Origin of the sequence: Thiocapsa bogorovii (assembly GCF_021228795.1) — a bacterium.
Classification (GTDB): Bacteria; Pseudomonadota; Gammaproteobacteria; order Chromatiales; family Chromatiaceae; genus Thiocapsa; species Thiocapsa bogorovii.
Window position 1 is genome coordinate 5,564,302 of the sequence record NZ_CP089309.1, and the last position, 19,064, is coordinate 5,583,365.

Annotated in this window: 10 protein-coding genes and 2 pseudogenes; 6 read left to right on the top strand and 6 right to left on the bottom strand. The window is 64.6% G+C overall.

Going from position 1 to position 19,064, the window contains the following annotated elements:
• Positions 1 to 17: 17 nt before the first annotated feature.
• Both LT988_RS24750 and trhA read left to right on the top strand, forming a co-directional pair.
• Positions 18 to 1,406: pseudogene (locus LT988_RS24750) on the top strand (IS1380-like element ISTro1 family transposase); the annotation flags it as partial.
• A 695-nt stretch (positions 1,407 to 2,101) separates the two neighbouring features.
• Entirely contained in the window at positions 2,102 to 2,716 is a 615-nt protein-coding gene (gene trhA / locus LT988_RS24755; RefSeq protein ID WP_232408164.1) for a PAQR family membrane homeostasis protein TrhA, read from the top strand.
• 37 nt (positions 2,717 to 2,753) lie between these two features.
• Here trhA and LT988_RS24760 read toward each other — a convergent pair whose 3' ends face one another.
• The 5 genes and pseudogenes from LT988_RS24760 to LT988_RS24780 all read right to left on the bottom strand — a co-directional run bounded on the left by LT988_RS24760 (position 2,754) and on the right by LT988_RS24780 (position 14,995).
• On the bottom strand, positions 2,754 to 3,566 hold the full coding sequence (locus tag LT988_RS24760; RefSeq protein ID WP_232408165.1) for a transglutaminase-like domain-containing protein: 813 nt from the start codon (positions 3,564 to 3,566) through the stop codon (positions 2,754 to 2,756).
• 190 nt (positions 3,567 to 3,756) lie between these two features.
• On the bottom strand, positions 3,757 to 4,491 hold the full coding sequence (locus LT988_RS24765; RefSeq protein WP_232408166.1) for a peptidase: 735 nt from the start codon (positions 4,489 to 4,491) through the stop codon (positions 3,757 to 3,759).
• 111 nt (positions 4,492 to 4,602) lie between these two features.
• Complete coding sequence (locus LT988_RS24770) at positions 4,603 to 13,338, bottom strand: GH36-type glycosyl hydrolase domain-containing protein (RefSeq protein WP_408648092.1); 8,736 nt, start codon at positions 13,336 to 13,338, stop codon at positions 4,603 to 4,605.
• Between the two features lie 342 nt (positions 13,339 to 13,680).
• Positions 13,681 to 14,755, bottom strand: a pseudogene (locus LT988_RS24775) (DUF2333 family protein).
• Positions 14,756 to 14,806: 51 nt separating this feature from the next.
• Positions 14,807 to 14,995 (bottom strand): Thivi_2564 family membrane protein, encoded by a 189-nt coding sequence (locus LT988_RS24780; protein WP_232408161.1) that lies wholly within the window; start codon positions 14,993 to 14,995, stop codon positions 14,807 to 14,809.
• Positions 14,996 to 15,367: 372 nt separating this feature from the next.
• Between LT988_RS24780 and LT988_RS24785 the strand changes: the two genes are divergently transcribed.
• Positions 15,368 to 15,532 carry a hypothetical protein gene (locus tag LT988_RS24785; RefSeq protein ID WP_332460589.1) on the top strand — a complete coding sequence of 55 codons (165 nt, stop codon included), beginning with the start codon at positions 15,368 to 15,370 and terminating at the stop codon, positions 15,530 to 15,532.
• A gap of 121 nt (positions 15,533 to 15,653) precedes the next feature.
• Complete coding sequence (locus LT988_RS24790; RefSeq protein ID WP_232408168.1) at positions 15,654 to 16,403, top strand: Crp/Fnr family transcriptional regulator; 750 nt, start codon at positions 15,654 to 15,656, stop codon at positions 16,401 to 16,403.
• A 278-nt stretch (positions 16,404 to 16,681) separates the two neighbouring features.
• On the opposite strand, the gene LT988_RS25355 is transcribed toward LT988_RS24790, so the two are convergent.
• The gene (locus LT988_RS25355) at positions 16,682 to 17,128 is read right to left on the bottom strand and encodes a septal ring lytic transglycosylase RlpA family protein (RefSeq protein ID WP_269752083.1); all 447 of its coding nucleotides are present in this window, start codon (positions 17,126 to 17,128) and stop codon (positions 16,682 to 16,684) included.
• 531 nt (positions 17,129 to 17,659) lie between these two features.
• Here LT988_RS25355 and LT988_RS24800 point away from each other — a divergent pair.
• Both LT988_RS24800 and LT988_RS24805 read left to right on the top strand, forming a co-directional pair.
• Complete coding sequence (locus LT988_RS24800; RefSeq protein ID WP_232408169.1) at positions 17,660 to 17,971, top strand: YMGG-like glycine zipper-containing protein; 312 nt, start codon at positions 17,660 to 17,662, stop codon at positions 17,969 to 17,971.
• A gap of 443 nt (positions 17,972 to 18,414) precedes the next feature.
• Positions 18,415 to 18,984, top strand: a complete 570-nt coding sequence (locus tag LT988_RS24805) for a hypothetical protein (protein WP_232408170.1) — start codon at positions 18,415 to 18,417, stop codon at positions 18,982 to 18,984.
• Positions 18,985 to 19,064: the final 80 nt, after the last annotated feature.

Consider the following 19,064-nt stretch of genomic DNA (forward strand, 5'->3'; position numbering starts at 1 on the left):
GCTAAACGAGGTCGCCCATGCCCGAGTCTACCCCGGAACAGCTGCGTTTTCCCCCGGTCGCCGGTTTCACGGTCCGCGGCGACTTCGACGGCGGCGCCATGTCGTCTGACTTTGGCCCCATGATTCTGCGCGGGGTTGATCGGCAGATCGGCCTGACCGAGCGGTTGAGCGCAGCGATCGATGATTGGCGCCATCCGTCCTACACCACCCATCCGATGCGTGAGCTGATCGCGCAACGGGTCTACCAGATCGCCTGTGCTTACGAAGACGGCAACGACGCCAATGCGCTGCGCCGTGATGCGCTGTTCAAGCTGGGGCTGGAGCGCAAGCCGCTGGATGCGACGACGGACCTGGCCAGCGGGCCGACCTTCTCGCGTTTGGAGAATGGGGTCGGCGCGCGCGACCTCTACCGCATGGCGCAGGCCTTCGTCGAGGCCTTCATCGCCAGCTACCCGAAGGCGCCGCAGGTGATCGTGCTCGATATGGACCACTCCGAAGACGCCACCCATGGCCAGCAGGAGTTCGCGTTCTACAATCATCACTACGGCAACCATTGCTACTTGCCGCTGTTTCTCTTCGAGGGCCTCTCGGGGAAGTTCATCACCGCGGTGCTGCGTCCCGGCAAGCGCCCCACCGGCGCCGAGAACGCGATGATCCTCAAGCGCGTGCTCAAGCGGCTGCGGGCCGCGTGGCCACGCACACGCATCATCCTGCGCGGCGACGGACACTTCTCCAACCCCGAGTTGATGGCCTTGGCGATGGCCGATCCGTTGACGGATTTCATCTTCGGCCTGGCGGGTAACCGGGCTCTCACGCCACGGGCCGAGCCGTTCTTGGCCGACGCCCGCAAGCTCCATGCGCTGCGCATCGAGAACGCCCGGCGCGCCGACGCCGACGTACCCGAGCGGACCCGCACCTACCACGAGGTTGACTACCGTGCCGGTTCCTGGCCCGGCGCGTGTCGGACCATCCTCAAAGCCGAGGTGACGGCGCGCGGCGACAACCTCCGCTTCGTCGTCACCTCCTTGGACTTGCCCAGTCCCGAGTGCGTCTACCGCGATCTGTACTGCGCGCGCGGCCAGGACGAGAACTTCATCAAAATGATCAAGAACGATCTGGCCAGCGATCGCACTTCCGACAGCACCTTCTTGGCCAATCAGATGCGCTTGTTCTTCTCCTGCGCCGCTTACGTCTTGCACCAAACGCTGCGCACCGAGGTCCTCGTCGGCACGGAACTGGCCAACGCCCAGCCTGCCACCGTGATCATCAAACTGTTCAAGCTCGCCGTGCGCGTGGTGCAGTACAAAGACCGCGTGCGCCTGCACCTGCCCTCGAGCTGTCCGGTCAAGACGCTGTTGCAGCAGGTCACCGAGAGGCTCTTCAACGCGCAGCCCCGGCGGCGCCCGCCTAGACGCACATACATCCCCGCACGGGGATTTCAGCACGCGCACGACGACTATGCCCACCTCGGGCAGGGCATCGTACGCCTGCGCGGCGACAAAACTACTCGTGCCCCGTTGATCAAGCCCGTTGCCGCTCGGTATTTCCACCATTCAACCCCCGCGGCGTCCCGGTCATCGCCCTCGGTGACGCCCAGCGCCGCGCAAATCCGCGAGGCCAGTGTCGGCTGTGTCGGTTTATGAAACATCCGGGCTAGATCCGGCAGTTGACCGCTTCATGCTTCATGCAAGGTCTTGACGGCCTTGACAATCGCATGCGTCTGACGGCTCACCGGCTGGGTGAAGGCCGCTACGACCCCTGGAGCACGCCCCGCGCGGCGCCCGACTGTGTTGCAACGCGTTGTCGTAGAACCACTACGACGCCTCGTTGCGCCTTGTCGGACACCGCGCGGGACGCACTCCAGGGGCCGTTCAACTGCCGGATCTAGGATGATCAATTTCGCCCCTCCCCCAGTGTTGCGCGCAAAGAAGCATCGCCGGAGTGTCCGCGGAATTGTGCCGCCCGTTCACGTATCATCCTATGTCCCGGAGGCTGGTGGCCGCGTGCTGCGGACGCCCGCTGATGAAGTGGGTGCGCGGGAGGATGATCGCCATCCCGGCTGCCTCGTCCAGTGGCGACCGAACCCAAGGGTAGAGACAAGATGGACAAGGGCGAGGGCTTCAACAGCATTTCCCATCTGGTCGGCGCCGTGCTGGCGCTGAGCGGGACCGCTGTGCTGGTGTCACTTGCCGGCGTTCACGGCGGGGCGATGCGAATCGTGAGCTTCAGTGTCTACGGGCTCACCTTGATCCTGCTGTATCTCTTCTCGACGCTCTACCATAGCCTGCGCGGGCGGACGAAACGGGTGTTTCAGGTGTTGGATCACCACGCGATCTACCTTTTGATCGCAGGCACCTATACGCCATTCTGCCTGGTGGTCCTCGGCGGCGCGATCGGCTGGTGGCTGTTTGGCGCGATCTGGGGGCTGGCCCTGCTGGGTATCGTCATCGATACGCTGCGCGGCAAGGGCGGGGGCATCCTGTCGGTGGTCGTCTATTTGATCATGGGCTGGCTGATCGTGCTTGCCCTCGATCCCATCGTTGCTGCCTTGCCTCCGGCCGGCTTCCGACTGCTGGTGACGGGTGGCCTCTTCTACACCGTCGGCGTCATCTTCTACCCGCTGGGTCGCTTCTGGCCCTGGTGCCATGGCATCTGGCATCTGTTCGTCCTGGCCGGAAGCGTCAGCCACTATTTCGCGATTCTGCTCTATATGTAACCCAAGGTTAGCGTGAGCCACTGCAACCTTTCGAAGTTCACCCGTCGCTCACCTCGTCGGTCCACACCTTGAAGCCCTTTAGGGTGTTGGGCCCGAAGGTATTGCTGATGGCGACGTCGGCCGCGTCGCGACCCCGGGCGATCAACACGCGTCCAATGCGCGGGGTATTGTTGCGGGCGTCGAAGGTGTACCAATGGCCGTCAAGATAGGCCTCGAACCAACCGGCGAAATCCATCGGGGCATAGGGTGGGGGCATGCCGATCTCGCCGAGGTAACCGGTACAGTAGCGCGCGGGGATATTCATGCAGCGACAGAACGCGATGGCGAGGTGCGCATAGTCGCGGCAAACGCCGGTGCGCTCGTGGAAAGCCTCGTAGGCGGTCTTGGTGGAACGTGCGTGCTCATAGCCGAAGACAATATGCTGGTGGACATAGTCGCAGATCGTCTGAACGCGCGCCCATCCCGTCGGTGAATTGCCGAACAGGTGCCAGGCGGTTTCGGACAGGCGATCCGTCTCGCAGTATCGGCTTCCCAGCAGGAACAGCAAGGTCTCGTCCGGGAGCGCTTCCACCGGTGTCTGACTCGCGTGCGGAACCACCGGGTCGGGTACGCCCGTATCCCGCACGAGCGCATCGGTTGACAGCCGAACCTGTCCTCGGGGGGCGACGATACGACTGCACCAGTTGCCGAAACTGTCGCGATAGGCGGTGAGCGGAACCGGCGGGTCGGCGATCAGGTGGTCCGGAACGATGATGTCGGAGACGCGCGAGTAGTGCACGCTCAAGGTCAGGATCATTGGGGTCGGCTGCGGGCAATCGTAGATCAACTCGTAGCCGATACGGATCTTCATGAACTCACTCCTGTGCCGCCCGCGCTACCGGGGGCAGGCGCGGCAGTTTGGGTCGTTGGCCTCGGGTCGGCTAGGTGGAATCCCCCGCAGCGCGGCTCGCACACGCCCCGCACGGCAGGTCAACGGTCACCTTGCGCAGCGTCCGAGGTCTGCTGCGCGTGCATTCACCGCCGCGGTCCCAGCGGCGGCCTCAGTGGCCTGACCAGTCAAGCTTGGGCAGACTGCTGAACACCTGCCGCGTGCCTTCCGTCCATTGCTTGCCGAGCGCGCTGAAGTATTCATCCCCCTCATCGAAGCGGCGGCGCATCCGCACTTCAAGGCTGTCACGCTCATAGCAGATCAGATCGATCGGCATGCCGACGGACAAATTGCTGCGCATCGTCGAGTCGAACGAGACGAGGGCACATTGGGCCGCATCGTTGAGCGAGGTCGAGCGGGTAATGACCCGATCGATGATCGGCTTCCCGTATTTGGTTTCCCCGGTCTGGAGATAGGGCGTCTCCAAGCTGGCCTCGATGAAGTTGCCCTCCGCATAGATCCGGAAAAGGCGTGGCGGCTCGCCCGCGATCTGCCCTCCCAGGATGAATGAGGCATTGAAGCCGCCACCACTCCCTGCCAGGTGTTTTCCGTCGCGCCGATCGACGTCCCGCATGGCATCCGACACCAGCATCGCGGAATCGAACATGGACTCCGCGCCCCAGAGATTGGGCACCCCTTCCTTGGCGTTGCGCTGCTTCAGCAAGCCGATGACCGCCTGGGTTCCGGCCAGGTTGCCCGAGCTCAGCAGGATGATGACCCGGTCGCCGGCGCGTTCAAACACGGTCATCTTGCAGAAGCTCGCAAAGTTATCGACCCCGGCATGGGTACGCGAGTCCGACGACAGGACCAATCCGGCGTCGAGCATGATACCGACACAATACGTCATGGCTGAACCTCTCTGTTCGTCGTTTTCAAGACAGCGATCCTGACGCCCAGGGGCACCGGAAATCGCGGGTCGCGACCAAGGATGCGTCGTGACGAAGATAGCCGGGACCGATCATCCCCGCCGCCCACCGCTCAATCTCACCTCGACCGCGTGTTGCCGGCCGTCGTCGATCAAGGGGATCGCCAAGCCGGCTTGCTCGATGCCATCCACCGTCAGCCGTGGTCCGCCCTCCCCTTCGGACCCTTGCGTCACGCCGATCCGGTAGCGCGTCTCGCGATAGCGGTAGCTCAGCTTGAACCCGTCCCAGTCCACGGGCAGACAGGGCTCGATGCGCAAGGTCTCTCCTTCCAGCCGCAGCCCCAGCAGGGATTCGACGATCAGTCGGTACATCCAGCCCGCCGAGCCGGTGTACCAGGTCCAGCCGCCGCGCCCTACGTGCGGCGAGACGGCATAGACGTCGGCCGCGATCACGTAGGGCTCGACCTTGTAGGTCGCGAGGTCCGTGGGCGAGCGGGCGTGATTGATCGGGTTGATGATGTCGAACAGCTCCCAGGCACGCGTCCGGTCGCCCAATTGCGCGAAGGCCATCGCCGCCCAGATGGCGGCGTGGGTGTACTGGCCGCCATTCTCGCGCACGCCGGGGACGTAACCCTTGATGTAGCCGGGGTCGAGGGTGGACTGGTCGAAGGGCGGGTCCAGGAGTTGGATCAGGCCGGCGTCCCGGCGCACCAGACGCGCATCCAGCGAATTCATGGCCTGGTGCGTGCGTGCAGGCGTGCCGGCGCCGGAGAGCACCGACCAGCTTTGGGCGATGGAGTCGATCTGGCATTCGGCCAAACCCGCCGAGCCGAGCGGTGTCCCATCGTCGAAGTAGGCGCGCCGATACCAGTCGCCATCCCAGCCATGCTGTTCGAGGCTCTGGCGCAACCGCTCCGCCTCACGCTGGCAGCGCTCGACGAATGGCTCATCGCCGCGCAGGCCCGCCACCTCGGCGAAGCGCATCAGTACATCGTAGAGGAAGAAGCCGAGCCAGATGCTCTCACCCCGGCCCTTGAACCCAACCCGGTCCATGCCGTCGTTCCAGTCGCCGGAGCCCATCAGCGGCAGACCGTGCTCGCCGAACCGCAAGCCGTGCACGATGGCGCGCACGCAATGGTCGTAGAGGCTCGCCGTCTCGTCGGACTGGCCGGGCAGATCGTAATAGGAGTCGTCTTCGCCACTGAGCAGACGGCCATCCAGGAAGTGGGCCGTTTCGTTCAGCACCCCGGTGTCGCCGGTGGCGAGGACGTAACGGCCGGTCGCCAGCGGCAGCCAGAGATAATCGTCCGAGCAGCGGGTTCGGACCCCGCGACCGGACGGCGGATGCCACCAGTGCTGCACGTCGCCCTCGCGGAACTGGCGGCCGGCGCAGCGCAGCAGATGCTCGCGCACCAGGGCCGGCTCGGCATGGATCAGCGCCATCGTGTCCTGCAACTGGTCGCGGAACCCGAAGGCGCCGCCGGATTGGTAGGCGCCGCTGCGCGCCCAGACGCGGCAGGCCAGGGTCTGGTAGAGCAGCCAGCCGTTGGCGAGCAGGTCGAGCGAAGGGTCGGGGGTCTGCACCTGCACCGCGCCGAGCGTCTGCGTCCAATAGCTGTGCACCGCCTCCAGCGCGGCCCGGGCGGCGCCCGTCCCCCGGCAGCGATGCACCAGGCTGCTGGCGTCATCGGCGCCGCGCCGGCCGGCCACACCCAGTCGGAAAACGATCTCATGGGTTTCCCCGGCGGCTAGATCGAAGACCGTTTGGATGGCGGCACAGGCATCCAGCCCGGCCCCGACCTTGCCGGACAGCCGCGCTCGCTTCAGCGCGGCCGGATTGTGCATCGTCCCGTTGCGCCCGAGGAATTCCGCGCGATCGCCGCTCAGGGTCCGTGCCGTATCGTCGACGTCGAAGAAGGCTATGTGGTCGGCGAACTCGGTGTTGTAGGGATTGCGCGCGAGGAGCGTGCCGCTGGTCGGATCGATCTCGGTAATGACATGCAGATTGGTCTTCGGGCGCAGATCGCCGAGCACCCACTCCACATACCCGGTCGCAGAGAGCCGGCGCGACTGATTCGACGCATTGCGCACCTTGAGCACCGAGAACTTGATCGGTGCGTCCACGGCCACGTAGACCCAAAGCTCGGAATGGATGCCGCCCTCGGTATGCTCGAAGACGCTGTAGCCGAACCCGTGACGGGTGACGTAGGGCGTCCCCGCGACGCCGCTCGGGGCGGACGCGCCGCCGACCGGCAGCGGCGTGGGCGACCAGACATGGCCACTGTCCTCGTCGCGCAGGTAGAAGGCCTCGCCGCTCGCGTCGCTCACCGGGTCGTTGTGCCAGGGCGTGAGGCGAAACTCGTGGGCGTTCTCGCTCCAGGTGTAGGCCATGCCGCTCGCGGACACCACCGTCCCGAAGTGGGCATTCGCCAGGACATTCACCCAAGGCGCAGGTGTCGCCTCTCCAGCGGCGGTGGTAATGACGTATTCGCGACCATCCGCGGTGAAGCCGCCCATGCCGTTGTCGAAATGCAGCGCCCTGGCGCCGTCCTGCGCGGCGTCGGCAACCGGCGGGGGCGAAATGCTCCGGCTCCATTGGGCAAAGCGGCTGAGGGTCGGGCGCAGGCGCGGCACGCGCCGCTCCGGGGGCCCGCGCCGGCTGAGCTGTTCGGCCAGGGAGCCGCGGCTGTCGCTGAGGATGGCGCGCGCCACGGTTTGGAAGAGGATGCGGTCCTCATCGGAGATCTGATCCGCCGGCCGAATGAAGATACCGCCGGGCCGATCGATCACATGCGCCTCGACGCCCGCGGCGATCAGGCCCAGGATCTGATCATGGAGCTGTTGCCGGTAACCGGCGCGATCCTCGTTCCAGATCACCAGGTCCACGGTGAGTCCTTTCAGGCGCCAATAAGCATGGGCCTGCACCAGCTGATGGACCAGCTCGATGTTCGCCGGGTCGCCGATCTTCACCAGCACGATCGGCACGTCGCCCGACACCGCATGGCTCCACAGCCCGGACTGCCCGCGGCGGTTCTGGGCGAGCAGGCTCGGCTCGGCGCGCAGCGAGGCATTGGTATAGAGGATCGAACTGGCCAGACGAGCGTAGAGCTGGACATCGGACTGGCTCGCATTGAGCTGACGCAGCACCACCTGGCTGTGGGTCCAGGCCAGGTCGAAAACGCGATCGGCCAGGCGCTGGTCCTGGTATTTCGCGACCAATCCCACCGCAACCTCGCGGGTGTCGCCGATACCCGTGACCAGATCGAGCGTCGCGGACTGATCCGGGTCGAGGGTCATCGAACAGCGGATGGCGACGATGGGATCCAGCACCGAGCCCGCGCTGCCCGAGAGTGTCGTGCCATCGCGGAGTGCCGCCGGGTCCATCACGCTGCGATCGCGACCGATGAAGCGCATCCGGTCCGTTTCATAGGACATCGCGTCGCACGGCGCCCCGCGCAGCACCATCTGGTGAAACATCCAGGGTGCCGCCTCGCCGCTGGAGCGTGGTCGGCGGGTGCAGAGGATGGCCGGTTGCGGATGCAGGATCTCGGTCTGCACAAAGAGGTTGCTGAAGGCTGGATGCAGGGTGTCCGCGGCGGGCGGGGCGAGCACGACCTCGGCGTAACTGGTGACCTCGATCACGCGGCGGGTGCGCGAGCGGTTGGTGAGGCGAACCCGATGCAGCTCGATGTCCTCCTCCGGCGAGACGACGATCTCGGTGTACGAGTCGATCTCGTGGTCGCGGCGGCGGAACTCGGCGCGCCCTTCCGAGAAGATCGCCTCGTAGCTGTCCGGCGTTTTGAGTGTCGGCTGATAGGCGGTCGACCAGAACTCGCCGCTCGCCAGATCGCGCAGATAGCAGAACTGACCCCAGGGGTCGCGGGTCGTGTCTTCGCGCCAGCGGGTCACGGCCAGGTCCTTCCAGCGACTGTAGCCGCCGCCCGCGTTGGTCACCATCACGTGATAGCGGCCGTTCGACAGCAGCTGCACCTCGGGGCGCGGCGTATTGGGGCTCTCGAACACCCGCATCTGCGCCTCCTGACCCGTTCCCGAGGTGCGGATATCGGTGATCTCGCCGGTGGTGTGCGAGTAGAAGGACGGTGTCTTGGGGATACGCTCCTGCAGCAGCAGGGCGGTCGCCTGAAACAGCGGCGCCGAGGCAAAGCGCTGCTGCATCGGGCGGTCGAGCAACAGATAGGCGAGTGACAGGAGGCTCATGCCCTGGTGATGCGCCATGAAAGAGCGCACCACGGCGCTGGCCTGTCCACGCGGCAACCGGGATGGCGTGTAGTCAATCGCCTCGTAAAAGCCGTAGCGACCTGCAAGGCCGCTGGTCGCGAGGAGCTGGAGATTCCGGCAGGCGGCCTCGGGCACGACCATCAGCGCGAGCGCACTGGCATAGGGGGCGACGACCAGCTCCTCCGCCAGCAAACGCTTGAGCCCCAGCCCAGGCACGCCGAAGGCGCGGTACTGGTAGTTGAGCTGCAGATCGACCCCGTTGTAGCCGGACTCCGACACGCCCCAGGGCACGCCGCGCTCTTTGCCATAGGCGATCTGGCGGGTCACCGCCGTGCGATAGGTCTGATCCAGCAGGGTGTTCTCGTAGGTCGGCATCACCAGCAGCGGCATCAGATACTCGAACATCGAGCCGCTCCAGGACAGTAGCGTCGGCTCCCCGGCCACGGTGGTCAGCAGGCGCCCCAGGGCGAACCAGCTCTCCTGGGACACTTGACCCTGCGCGATCGCCACGAAACTGGCAAGGCGCGCCTCCGAGGCCAGCAGGTCGTAGTAGCTCGCATCCTGACGCCGCTCGCTGACGTTGTAGCCGATCACCAGCAGTTTGCGCGCCTCGTCGAAGAGGAAGTCGAAGTCCATTTGGGCCAGCTCACCGGCTTGCTGTGCCAGTTGCTCGATCACCGCGATCCGCTCGCGGGCGCGCCACCGCCCAGCATCCCGGGTCGCGTCGTCCTTGTCGTCTGTCTTGTCTTTGTTGTCCTTGTTGTCCTCCATGACCAACCCAGCCCGAGCCAACTCCCGCAGCGTCGGAATCGCGTCAACCTGACCTGCAACCGGCACCACAAGCCAGGGCACGAGGAACAGAAGATCATCCAGGATGCCCCGACATTGCCGCGCCAAAGCCTGCGCCCAGGCGTTCGCGGCGCCCTCGGTGCGTGCGGCCAGAGCCTGTGCTGCCGCCTCGGCAGTTGTCGCGAGCGACTCCAAACAGGCGCGCGTCGCCGTCAGCCCGCTTGGCCGCGACCGGGTGGCCGACTCCAACCGCTGCTGAAATTCTGTTAGCGCGTCCGGCTGGACCACCTTGCGCCGATGCTCGGAACCCGCCGCAAGCGCATCCATCAGAACCCGGAAGCTGTCGTTGACGCCGTCCAGCCAGCGTGCGTTCAGGAGGGGCGCGTCGATCAGCGCCAGCAGCCCCGGCTGCAAGGTCAGGAGATGGCCCGCGAGGTTGCCGCTGTCCACCGAGGAGATATAGAGCGGCGGCAGTGGCTTCAGCGAATGGGTGTCGTACCAGTTGAAGCAATGACCGCGATAGCGCTCCAGGCCCGACATCGTGCGCAAGGCACCGCTCGTGCGCGCGAGGAGCCCACCGACCGATAGATAGCCGAAGTCGTAGGCCGCTAGGTTGGCGAGCAACGAGAGCCCCATGTTGGTCGGCGAGGTGCGATGTGCCACCACGGGCGCGGGATGCTCCTGGTAGTTATCCGGCGGTAGCCAATGGTCGTCCGGGCCGACGAAGGTCTCGAAGAAGGCCCAGGTCTTGCGCGCGACCGTACCCAGAAACTGGACTTGATCGAGGGTCAAGCGGGCCTCGCGGCGCATCAGCGGTTGACTCAGCCACCAAGCGATCGCCGGTGAGGCCAACCAGAGCAACAGAATGGGGCCAGCCACCCAGAGCACGGCGGGTTTGACGAGCGCCAGACCCATGGCGGTGACGGCAGCCAGCGCGGGGCTGATCCACATCCTGCGGTAGAAGGACTCGACACCCGCACCCTGGTGATCCAGATCAGCGGAGGAGATCCATTCGAGTAACCCGTGGTGGGAGATCCCCAGACGCCAGAGGGTCCGGAGCATCGCGTCCAGACTGTAGAACGCCTCATAGGGGAGACAGACGAGCGTGAAGACCGCCTGCAGGCCCTGGCGGACCACGGCGTGGAGCGCCGCGGCGAAATGCGTGCGCCAAACGACATCGCCCGGCTTGCGCAGCAGGTTCAGCAGCGCAGTCATCAGCGCCGGGATCAGCACGATGCCGAGCAGGGCCAGGGTCCAAAAGCCGGGCGATTCCACGAATGCCCAACCCAGGACCAACGCAAGGGTCAGGGCAGCCGGCGCCAGACTGCGCCGGAGATTGTCGGCCAATTTCCAGCGCGACAGGGCCGAGAGCGGATTACGACCGGAGCGTTCATCGACACCGGGAACCCGTGGCAGCGACCATTGCGCAATCTGCCAATCCCCGCGAATCCAGCGATACCGGCGGCTCGCGTCCGCGCCGTAGCAGGCGGGAAAGTCCTCGTACAACTGCACGTCGGAGAGCAACCCGGAGCGCGCGTAGCAGCCCTCCAACAGGTCATGACTGAGGATACGGTTCTCGGGGAAGCGTCCCTTGAGGGCCAGCTCGAAGACATCGACATCATAGATGCCCTTGCCGATGAAGGAGCCTTCCTGGAACCAATCCTGATAGACGTCGGAGACAGCCTGGGTATAAGGGTCGATGCCGGCGTCGCTGCCGTGCAGGCGGGCATAGCGCGAACGGTTGGCGCCAGGCAAGCTCACGGCCACCCGGGGTTGCAGGATGCCGTAACCCTCGCGCACGCGCTGCCGGCCCCGGTCGTAGACCGCCTGATTGAGCGGGTGCGCCATGGCGCCGACCAACTGGCGCGCCGCGTCACGCGGCAGCTGGGTATCGGTGTCGAGCGTAATGACGTAGCGCACGCCGCGCAGGATCGCCGTATCGCCCACGATCGCTGCGAAGCGATCCACCGCATCACCGCGCAGCAGGGCGTTCAGATCGGCAAGCTTGCCGCGCTTGCGCTCGTATCCCATCCAGATCCGCTCGCGCGGATTCCAGCGGCGCGGCCGGTGGAACAGGAAAAAGGTGTCGCCGCCCTCGCGCGGATACTTTGCATTCAGCGCGGCGATCCGCTGCGTGGCCAACTCGACCAGCGCCGCGTCGGCCGGCAGCGTTGCCCCGGGCGCATCGCGAAAATCGGTCAGCAGGCCGAAATGCAGGGAGTCGTCGCGATTGGCCAGAAAGCGCACCTCCAGCGCCTCGACCAGTGACTCGATGCCCTCGGCGCTGGTGAGCATGGTCGGGGTCACGACCAGGGTGCGCATGTCCGCTGGAATGCCGCCGGAAAAATCCATGCGTGGTAGTGGCTCGGGGATCGCCAGCAGCGTTGCCACCCAGTTCACCAAGGCCACCGCCAATTGACTGGTGCCCAGCAGCGCCAGCAGCCCGAGCACGGCGAGCAACCAACCCGGCAGTCCCTGAAAGCGCATCGGCTCCAGCAAGCCCGCCGTGAAGAGGGCCGTGAGCAGCGTGATCGCGCCCAGATACAGGGACAAGGGAAAGTGGCGACCGCGCCGTCGCAGTGACTCAAGGGTACCGAGACGTGCCTGTGTCTCGCGTTCGAGCCGGGCTAACCCGCGATCGATCAGATAGAATCCGACATGCGTCTCGCGCGCGCCACCGTCTTGACCGAGGGTGGCCTCCCGCGCGAGCTCGACCGCTCCGCGCGCGACCTCCGCCTCTGATAGCTGGCTGTGCTTTGCGACCTTCTCCACGACGTGGCGATACCGATCGCGCGCGGCGAACTCCATGCGGCCGTAGAGCCCATGCGGATCTTCCAGCAAGATCCGCTCGACGACGCTCATGGTCTCGACGAACGCGCGCCAGTCCGTCGCCCCCAGGGCGCGCAGACTGCCGATGCTGTTGCTGATGGAGACCTGGTCGGCGGCCTGCTGCTGGTTCTCGACCTGCACCAACTGCTCGATCGTCCGGTCCGACTCGGCGAGCTGCTGCTCGATCCAGGTCAGCGGCAAGGCGAGTGCGGAACTCTGGCCTTGCAGGCGGCGCGCCAGCTCCGCCACGAAGGTCCCGGACAGGGGCGGATTCGAGCGCGCCATGTCGGCGATCACCAGGATCAGGTTCTTCGGGTCGCTCTCGGCCATCGCCATCATCGCGTCGGCCCAGCCGTCGGCCAGGTTCTGGTCGATCCTGCTCGCAGCGATGCGGGCGGCAACGCGGCGGAGGTTCTCGATCAGCGCCAGTCGCAGCATGATCGGGATGGCCCACAACTCGCCCAGCCGCAGGACGGTGACGGTCTGATAGGCCGCGACGAAACGACTGAGATTCTCCGGATCCACGCGGCCATCGCCGTGGGCGATGATCTCCAGCGCGAGGTCATAGGCCCTTGGCAGACCCGTCAAGGGACCATTGCGAAGACGCGGAAGCTCTCGGCTATAGCCCTTGGGCAGATGCCGCTTGGCGGTCTGGATCTGTTCCTCGATCAGATAGAAGTTGTCGAGCAGCCATTCACCGGCCGGCGCAATCCGGCGATTCTCCGTGACCGCAACCATGAGCAGCCGACAAACCCCGACCAGGACCTGCTCATTGTCCGTCAGACGCACCAACAGCCGGTCGGGCGGATGTCCAGGCATCAGGCGATGCGAGGCGGCGAGATCCTTGCCGTGCTGCTCCATCTGGACCGCGCTGAACAATTCCGAACGCAACGGTGACTCGTCACCGACGGATTGATTGCTCACGCGGCGACCAAGGAGCCGCATCCTCAATTTGAGCAGGACTTCACGCATTGCCGGATTGCTCACATTCAAGATTACAGACTCCCTTACAAGGTAACGCACTCTCCGGACCCAATGCCCAGAGAGGTATTCGAGACCTGCGGCCTCTCGTCAGATCAACCAGTTTCGCATGGCCTGCTCGACGGCTATTTGAAATGCGCCGCGAACGCCTGATCCCTATTGTTTCCAGTAGAAATCCATCTTCGAGTGGCTGGAGCCATCGAGATGCACCGCCTTGCGATCACCGTGAATCTCTGTCGATTAGCCATGGCGATGCCCGCTCTTGATTGATCTTGGGTGATGCAGTGGCTCATGCGCGAGGCGTCCAGCGGACGCCCCGTTGCAAGCCCCGACTCAACCCTTCTGCAACAGACTGCGCAGATCGGTGATCGCGGCATTGACCCGCGAGATATAGGAGGCACTCACCAGCGAATGATTCGCCATCGGCCCGTATCCGGTGCCGTTGAGGATCACCGGGCTCCAGATGACGTTCTGGGTGTTCTTCAGTTCGCGCGTGATCTGCTCCAGGGAGACCACGGCATTCTTGTCCTCGAGCACGGAGGCGAAGTCGATCTCCATCGCCTGCAGGGCATGCAGCAGTGCCCAGGTGTAACCGCGCGCCTCGAAGAAGATGTCGTCGATCTTCATCCAGGGGGTCTTGGTCTGCGTCTGGATCCGGGGGCGGCGTCGACTGGCTGGCGTTGGGATCGCCGGCCAGTGCCGTATCGAGATGGGCCTGACCGACCGCATAGGACAGCCGTTGCGCGAGACTGCCCAGGCGCTTTTCGACCACTTCGAGATAGGTGGTCAGATTGTCTCCGCGGGCGTAGAACTGGGCATGGGCGGCCGCGGTATCGGAGAGCCCCTGGCTGTAACGATAGAGGGCGTCGATGCCGATGCGATACTCCGATTCGGTGGAGGGCAGGAGCCAGGAGTCCGATTGGTAGTTGGACTGGGGCTGCGCGAGCTCCAGGTCCTTGTTCTCGACCGACTGGGATTGGGCGCGGCTGAAGTCGTTGCGCAGGGCGTTGAGCAAGTCGCGCCAACCGGTCAAGGCCCCGAATTCCCAGTTGGGAATGTTGTCCAGGAACACGCCCGGAGGGCTGACGTCATTGGTCAGATAGCCGCCGGGCTTGTCGAGCAGGGTCTCGCCGATGCGGATGGCGGTGGCCGTGGTCGCCGTGCCGGTCACCAGCTTGCTCTCATCCTGATTGACCATCGACAGCGCCTGTTCGCGCACGTCAAACTGACCCGGCGAGCGCGACCAATAGAGGCCCAGGATCACGACGACCACCAGATAGGTGATCAGAAACAGCCCGGCGGTCCACCAGATGCCCTTCTCCTTCCAGGTGCTGGGATGGTAGTAGGTGGCGACCTTCGCGGCTTGCTTGGTGAGCACCTGCCTTTTCGATAATGTGTCGGCATTCATGGCATTCATCTGGTTCCCTCTCCAAGCGTGGAAACGTCACCCGACGATCGGCTAGCCGATCCGAATCTGCGACAACGGCGGCATGAGCCCGAAGACGGACAACAGCCAAAGAATCACGACAATCACGACGACCACATTCAAGATCTTCTTGATGGTGCCATCCATCGGGATGTAGCGATTGATCAACCAGAGGATCAAGCCGACGACGACCAACGTGATGACTAATGTAATCAGAGGCATGACGCTTCTCCTGTCAGGCGGTGTGAACATTCGATAGATTCACGATAGTCCCCGCCATGGCGAGCGTCTGTTCGCCAGCACACAGAGCAATGCGTTTTCGCTCGAGGATTTCGCCGCCTCCCCGACGGGGCCGTGCGCACCGGACAGCAAAGGTCTCGAATCCGCGCGCTATGTTTGCCAGCGTACCGACCGCACGGATCATCGAGCGTATTGCTGACCCATCACGGCCGATCGGCTCACGACTTTTTGCCCTTGTGCCGTCTGTTCTTCGTCCATCACCGACCAACGAGGAGAACGCGCGTGCAACTCGACTCCGCGAAGACCCCCGACCGCTTCCATGTCACCCATGAGCTCCTGGCCCTGTAGTTGGGGGTGCGCCGCGTGGGCGTTACCAAGGCAGCGAGTGCGCTGCAGGCGCGCGAGCTGATTCACTACCGCCGCGGGGATATCACCGTGCTCGACCGCGCGGGCCTGCAAGGCGCCGCCTGCGGCTGCTATGGGGCGGCGCAGGCGATGTATGAGCAGCGCATGGGCTGACGCCATGACGCGCGGTGGTCTGTCTGTACGCCAACGGACAGAAAACGCCTTGACAGCGTGGTGTCGACAACGCTGAAATGCGCGCAGCCCGATACCGGACGGTCTCTCCTGGAGGTGGCGCATGCCCGGCATGCCCAACCGAACGCCCCCAAGCCCGCGAGAAAACCATCTGCTCGCCGCCCTGCCCGAGGATGAGTACGCTTACCTGAGTCCAGAACTGGAATTGGTCTCGCTGCCGCTCGGCATGGCCCTGTACGAGCCTGGCATAGAACTGAACCATGTCTATTTCCCTACCACCGCCATCGTTTCCCTGCTGTACGTCATGGAGGATGGCGCATCCGCCGAGATCGCCGTGGTCGGCAACGAGGGCATCGTCGGCATCGCCCTCTTCATGGGCGGCGGCACCGTGCCGAATCGCGCCGTGGTGCAGAGCGCGGGCCACGCCTATCGCCTGAAGGGGCAGGTGCTCAAACAGGAATTCGCCAGCTTCGGGGGACGCCACCACGGGACTTTGCACCCGCTGCTGCTGCGCTACACCATGGCCTTGCTGACCCAGATGGGACAGACCGCCGTCTGCAATCGTCACCATACGGTGGACCAGCAGCTCTGCCGCTGGCTGCTCCTCAGTCTCGACCGCTTGCCCTCCAACGAGCTGTACATGACTCAGGAGCTAATCGCCAACATGCTGGGCGTGCGGCGAGAGGGCGTGACCGAGGCGGCCGGACGGTTGCAGACGGCCGGATTGATTAACTACAGCCGGGGTCATATCAGCGTGTTGGATCGACCGGGTCTGGAGGCGCGGGTGTGCGAATGCTACGAAGTGGTCAGGAAGGAGTTCGAGCGCCTGCTTCCCGAAGTGCCCTTGAAATAGGAGCACCCTATCCGGAGTCGATGCAAACACCGATCAGCGATCGAAAAGGACCCGCGCGACGGTCCGAACGCGAAGACTGTCCGCGGCAGCGAGGTGAGTACGGTGCCCGTTCAAAACCAATGGCTAACCGCCGGAATAAACATAGGATGGTTCGATCCGGGTCGCCGCTTGCCGTGACATGGTCAAACAATAATCGCTGAGCCATCATCGCTCAGCCGCGGAGACCACGCGTGATCGTCGGGTCAACGAACCGGCGATCACGGAAAAGGGGGGCTTATCTATTGATGAGCGCCCGCCGGATCGGGGTGAGCTGGCTTCGTTTCTATCTTGACCTCGGCGGTGCCGTCTTCTTTCATGCCAAGTTTCTTAGCGGCTCTGCGCGAGAGGTCGATCACGCGATCGTCTGCATAGGGTCCGCGATCATTGATTCTGACCTCGACCTTCTTACCGTTCTCCAGGTTCGTTACCTTGGCCTTGGTACCCATCGGCAAACTTGGATGGGCGGCGGTCATTGCACGTTGATCAAAGGTTTCACCATTGGCGGTCTCGCGACCTTGAAAGCCATGTCCGTACCAAGATGCTGTACCGACCTCTTTGTGCGTCTTGCCGCCGGTGGACTGCTTTTGCCCTTCCCCGCCCGACCGCTCCGAGCTACACCCGGATGAGGCTAAAGCGCCAATCAAGATCGCTTGTGCGAATCCAGAAAAACATTGACGGAATGGCATTACCGATCTCCTGTGATGATCTTGTGGGAAAGTATGCTCAGAAACCCCCATCTCGTCTGCCCGTCACCGCACCGACAGGGGCCGTTCGCTGTTTTCCATTCCCGTCTCTAGCGGTGAGTCCTTGCGAACTCGCCTGCATATCCCTCCTCGACCTTCCAGCCTGCGTTGCCTGCAACTGCGACCCCGGATAAGACGTCTCGACCGACACTAAACCGCCCGCCAGTCGACATCGATCCTGCCGTCGACGATGCCAATAAGCCGATCCGCGGCGGCGGCGAAGGAGGCGTCGTGGGTCACCGCGACCACCGTCTTGCCCATCTCGATGCAGATGAACTCGCCGCCCTCAATGGTGAGACTGACATCATTGACCAGCGTGACCGGAACCTCGCCGGGCAGGATGCGGACCAGGTTCTCCGCGCCCCCACTGTTGCCGCAGTCGCCCCGCGACCTATCTAACTGCGGGGCAAGCGCTATGCTGAATACATAGCCTCACGCTTGGGGCCATTTGCTGTCAATGCAGGAGCTTCAGTCATGAAAATCGCCACGGTCTCATTGTTCGTCATCGCCGCCGTCGCCCTGTCGGGGGGCTGCGGCACCACCACCGGGGAGCGCACCGGCAGCGGCGCACTCGTCGGGGCGGGCACCGGCGCGGCCATCGGCTCACTCAGCGGCAATGTCGGCAAGGGTGCCCTGATCGGCGCCGGAGCCGGTGCCCTCGGCGGCTACATCTACGACCAGAACAAGAAAAAGCAGGACCAGGACTACCACGACCAGAACAGGAGGCGGCAGGACCAGTACTACTACGACCAGAACAGAAGGCAGCAGGACCAGTACTACTGGTAGGCCGACCCGGCGGGGCTTTTCCGCGCGTTCCGCCTGCTCCGCAGGCAGCGGGGCGGGGACGGCCGCTCGATACCCGGAGCGGAAACGCGGGGTTGCCGTCGAAGACGGTTGGGGGGGATGGGGAAGCGTGAATGTGGTTTGCGGTCCGGATGCGGCCGCGGCCGATGCGAACGGGGGCGGATAGGTCATATGCAGCCCAGGCCCGATCCGACGCGATCGGCATGTGCCGCAGAATCGATTATCCCACCCACTCAATCCGCTACACGCGGCTTGGCAGGAGGTATCCGTCTTGCGGGAGGTGAGCACGGCCACCTTCCCTGATGGTTATTTCCCCTTAAATCGTCATCTTTCATGAGGGCGAGCGGTGGGCCTCCCTCGGGGTGCTTGAACAACAGCACCCGTCGGGAGAGTCTCTTGTTTGCGAAGACAAAGAGACGCCATCAGTGTGCCACGCCGTCCTTGAAAGCCCCACGTTTTTCGCCTTGTTGCTGCACATCGACGAGGATCTCGCCGAGGCCGCCCGAGAGGCCGGTTGTCCCGCCTGCGGCGGCACGCTGCATCAGGCCGACTACCCCCGTAAACCGCGCGGCTGTCCGGAGCCATGGCGCGAGGCGTTCGCCACGCGTCGCAGCTTTTGCTGTGCGCAGTGTCGGCGACGCCTGACGCCGCGCTCGGTGCGGTTCTTGGGCCGGCGGGTCTATCTCGGCCTCATCGTCGTGGTGGCCTGCGTGCGCCATAGCGGACATCACCCCAAAGCGGACGCCTTGGCCGCGACGTTGGCGGTCCCGATCCGCACCCTGCGGCGCTGGCAGACCTGGTGGCGGGAGCAGTTGGCGCAGACCCCGCTGTGGTGCAGCGCGCAGGGGGGCTTTGTCCCGCCGGTGGATCTGCAGCAGGCGCCGGGGAGTCTGCTCGAGCGCTTCCTCGGCGATGCCGCGGACGCCCTGGTGGCGTTGCTGCGCTTTTTGAGTCCCTTGACGAGTCGTTCGTGCAGGCTGCACGAGGGCGGCTGACGCCACGCAGAGGATGCAGCTCGAAGGCGCCGGGGCACCCGGCTAGGCTGGTCGCGAAGGTGTCGGAACCCCCGGCGCCG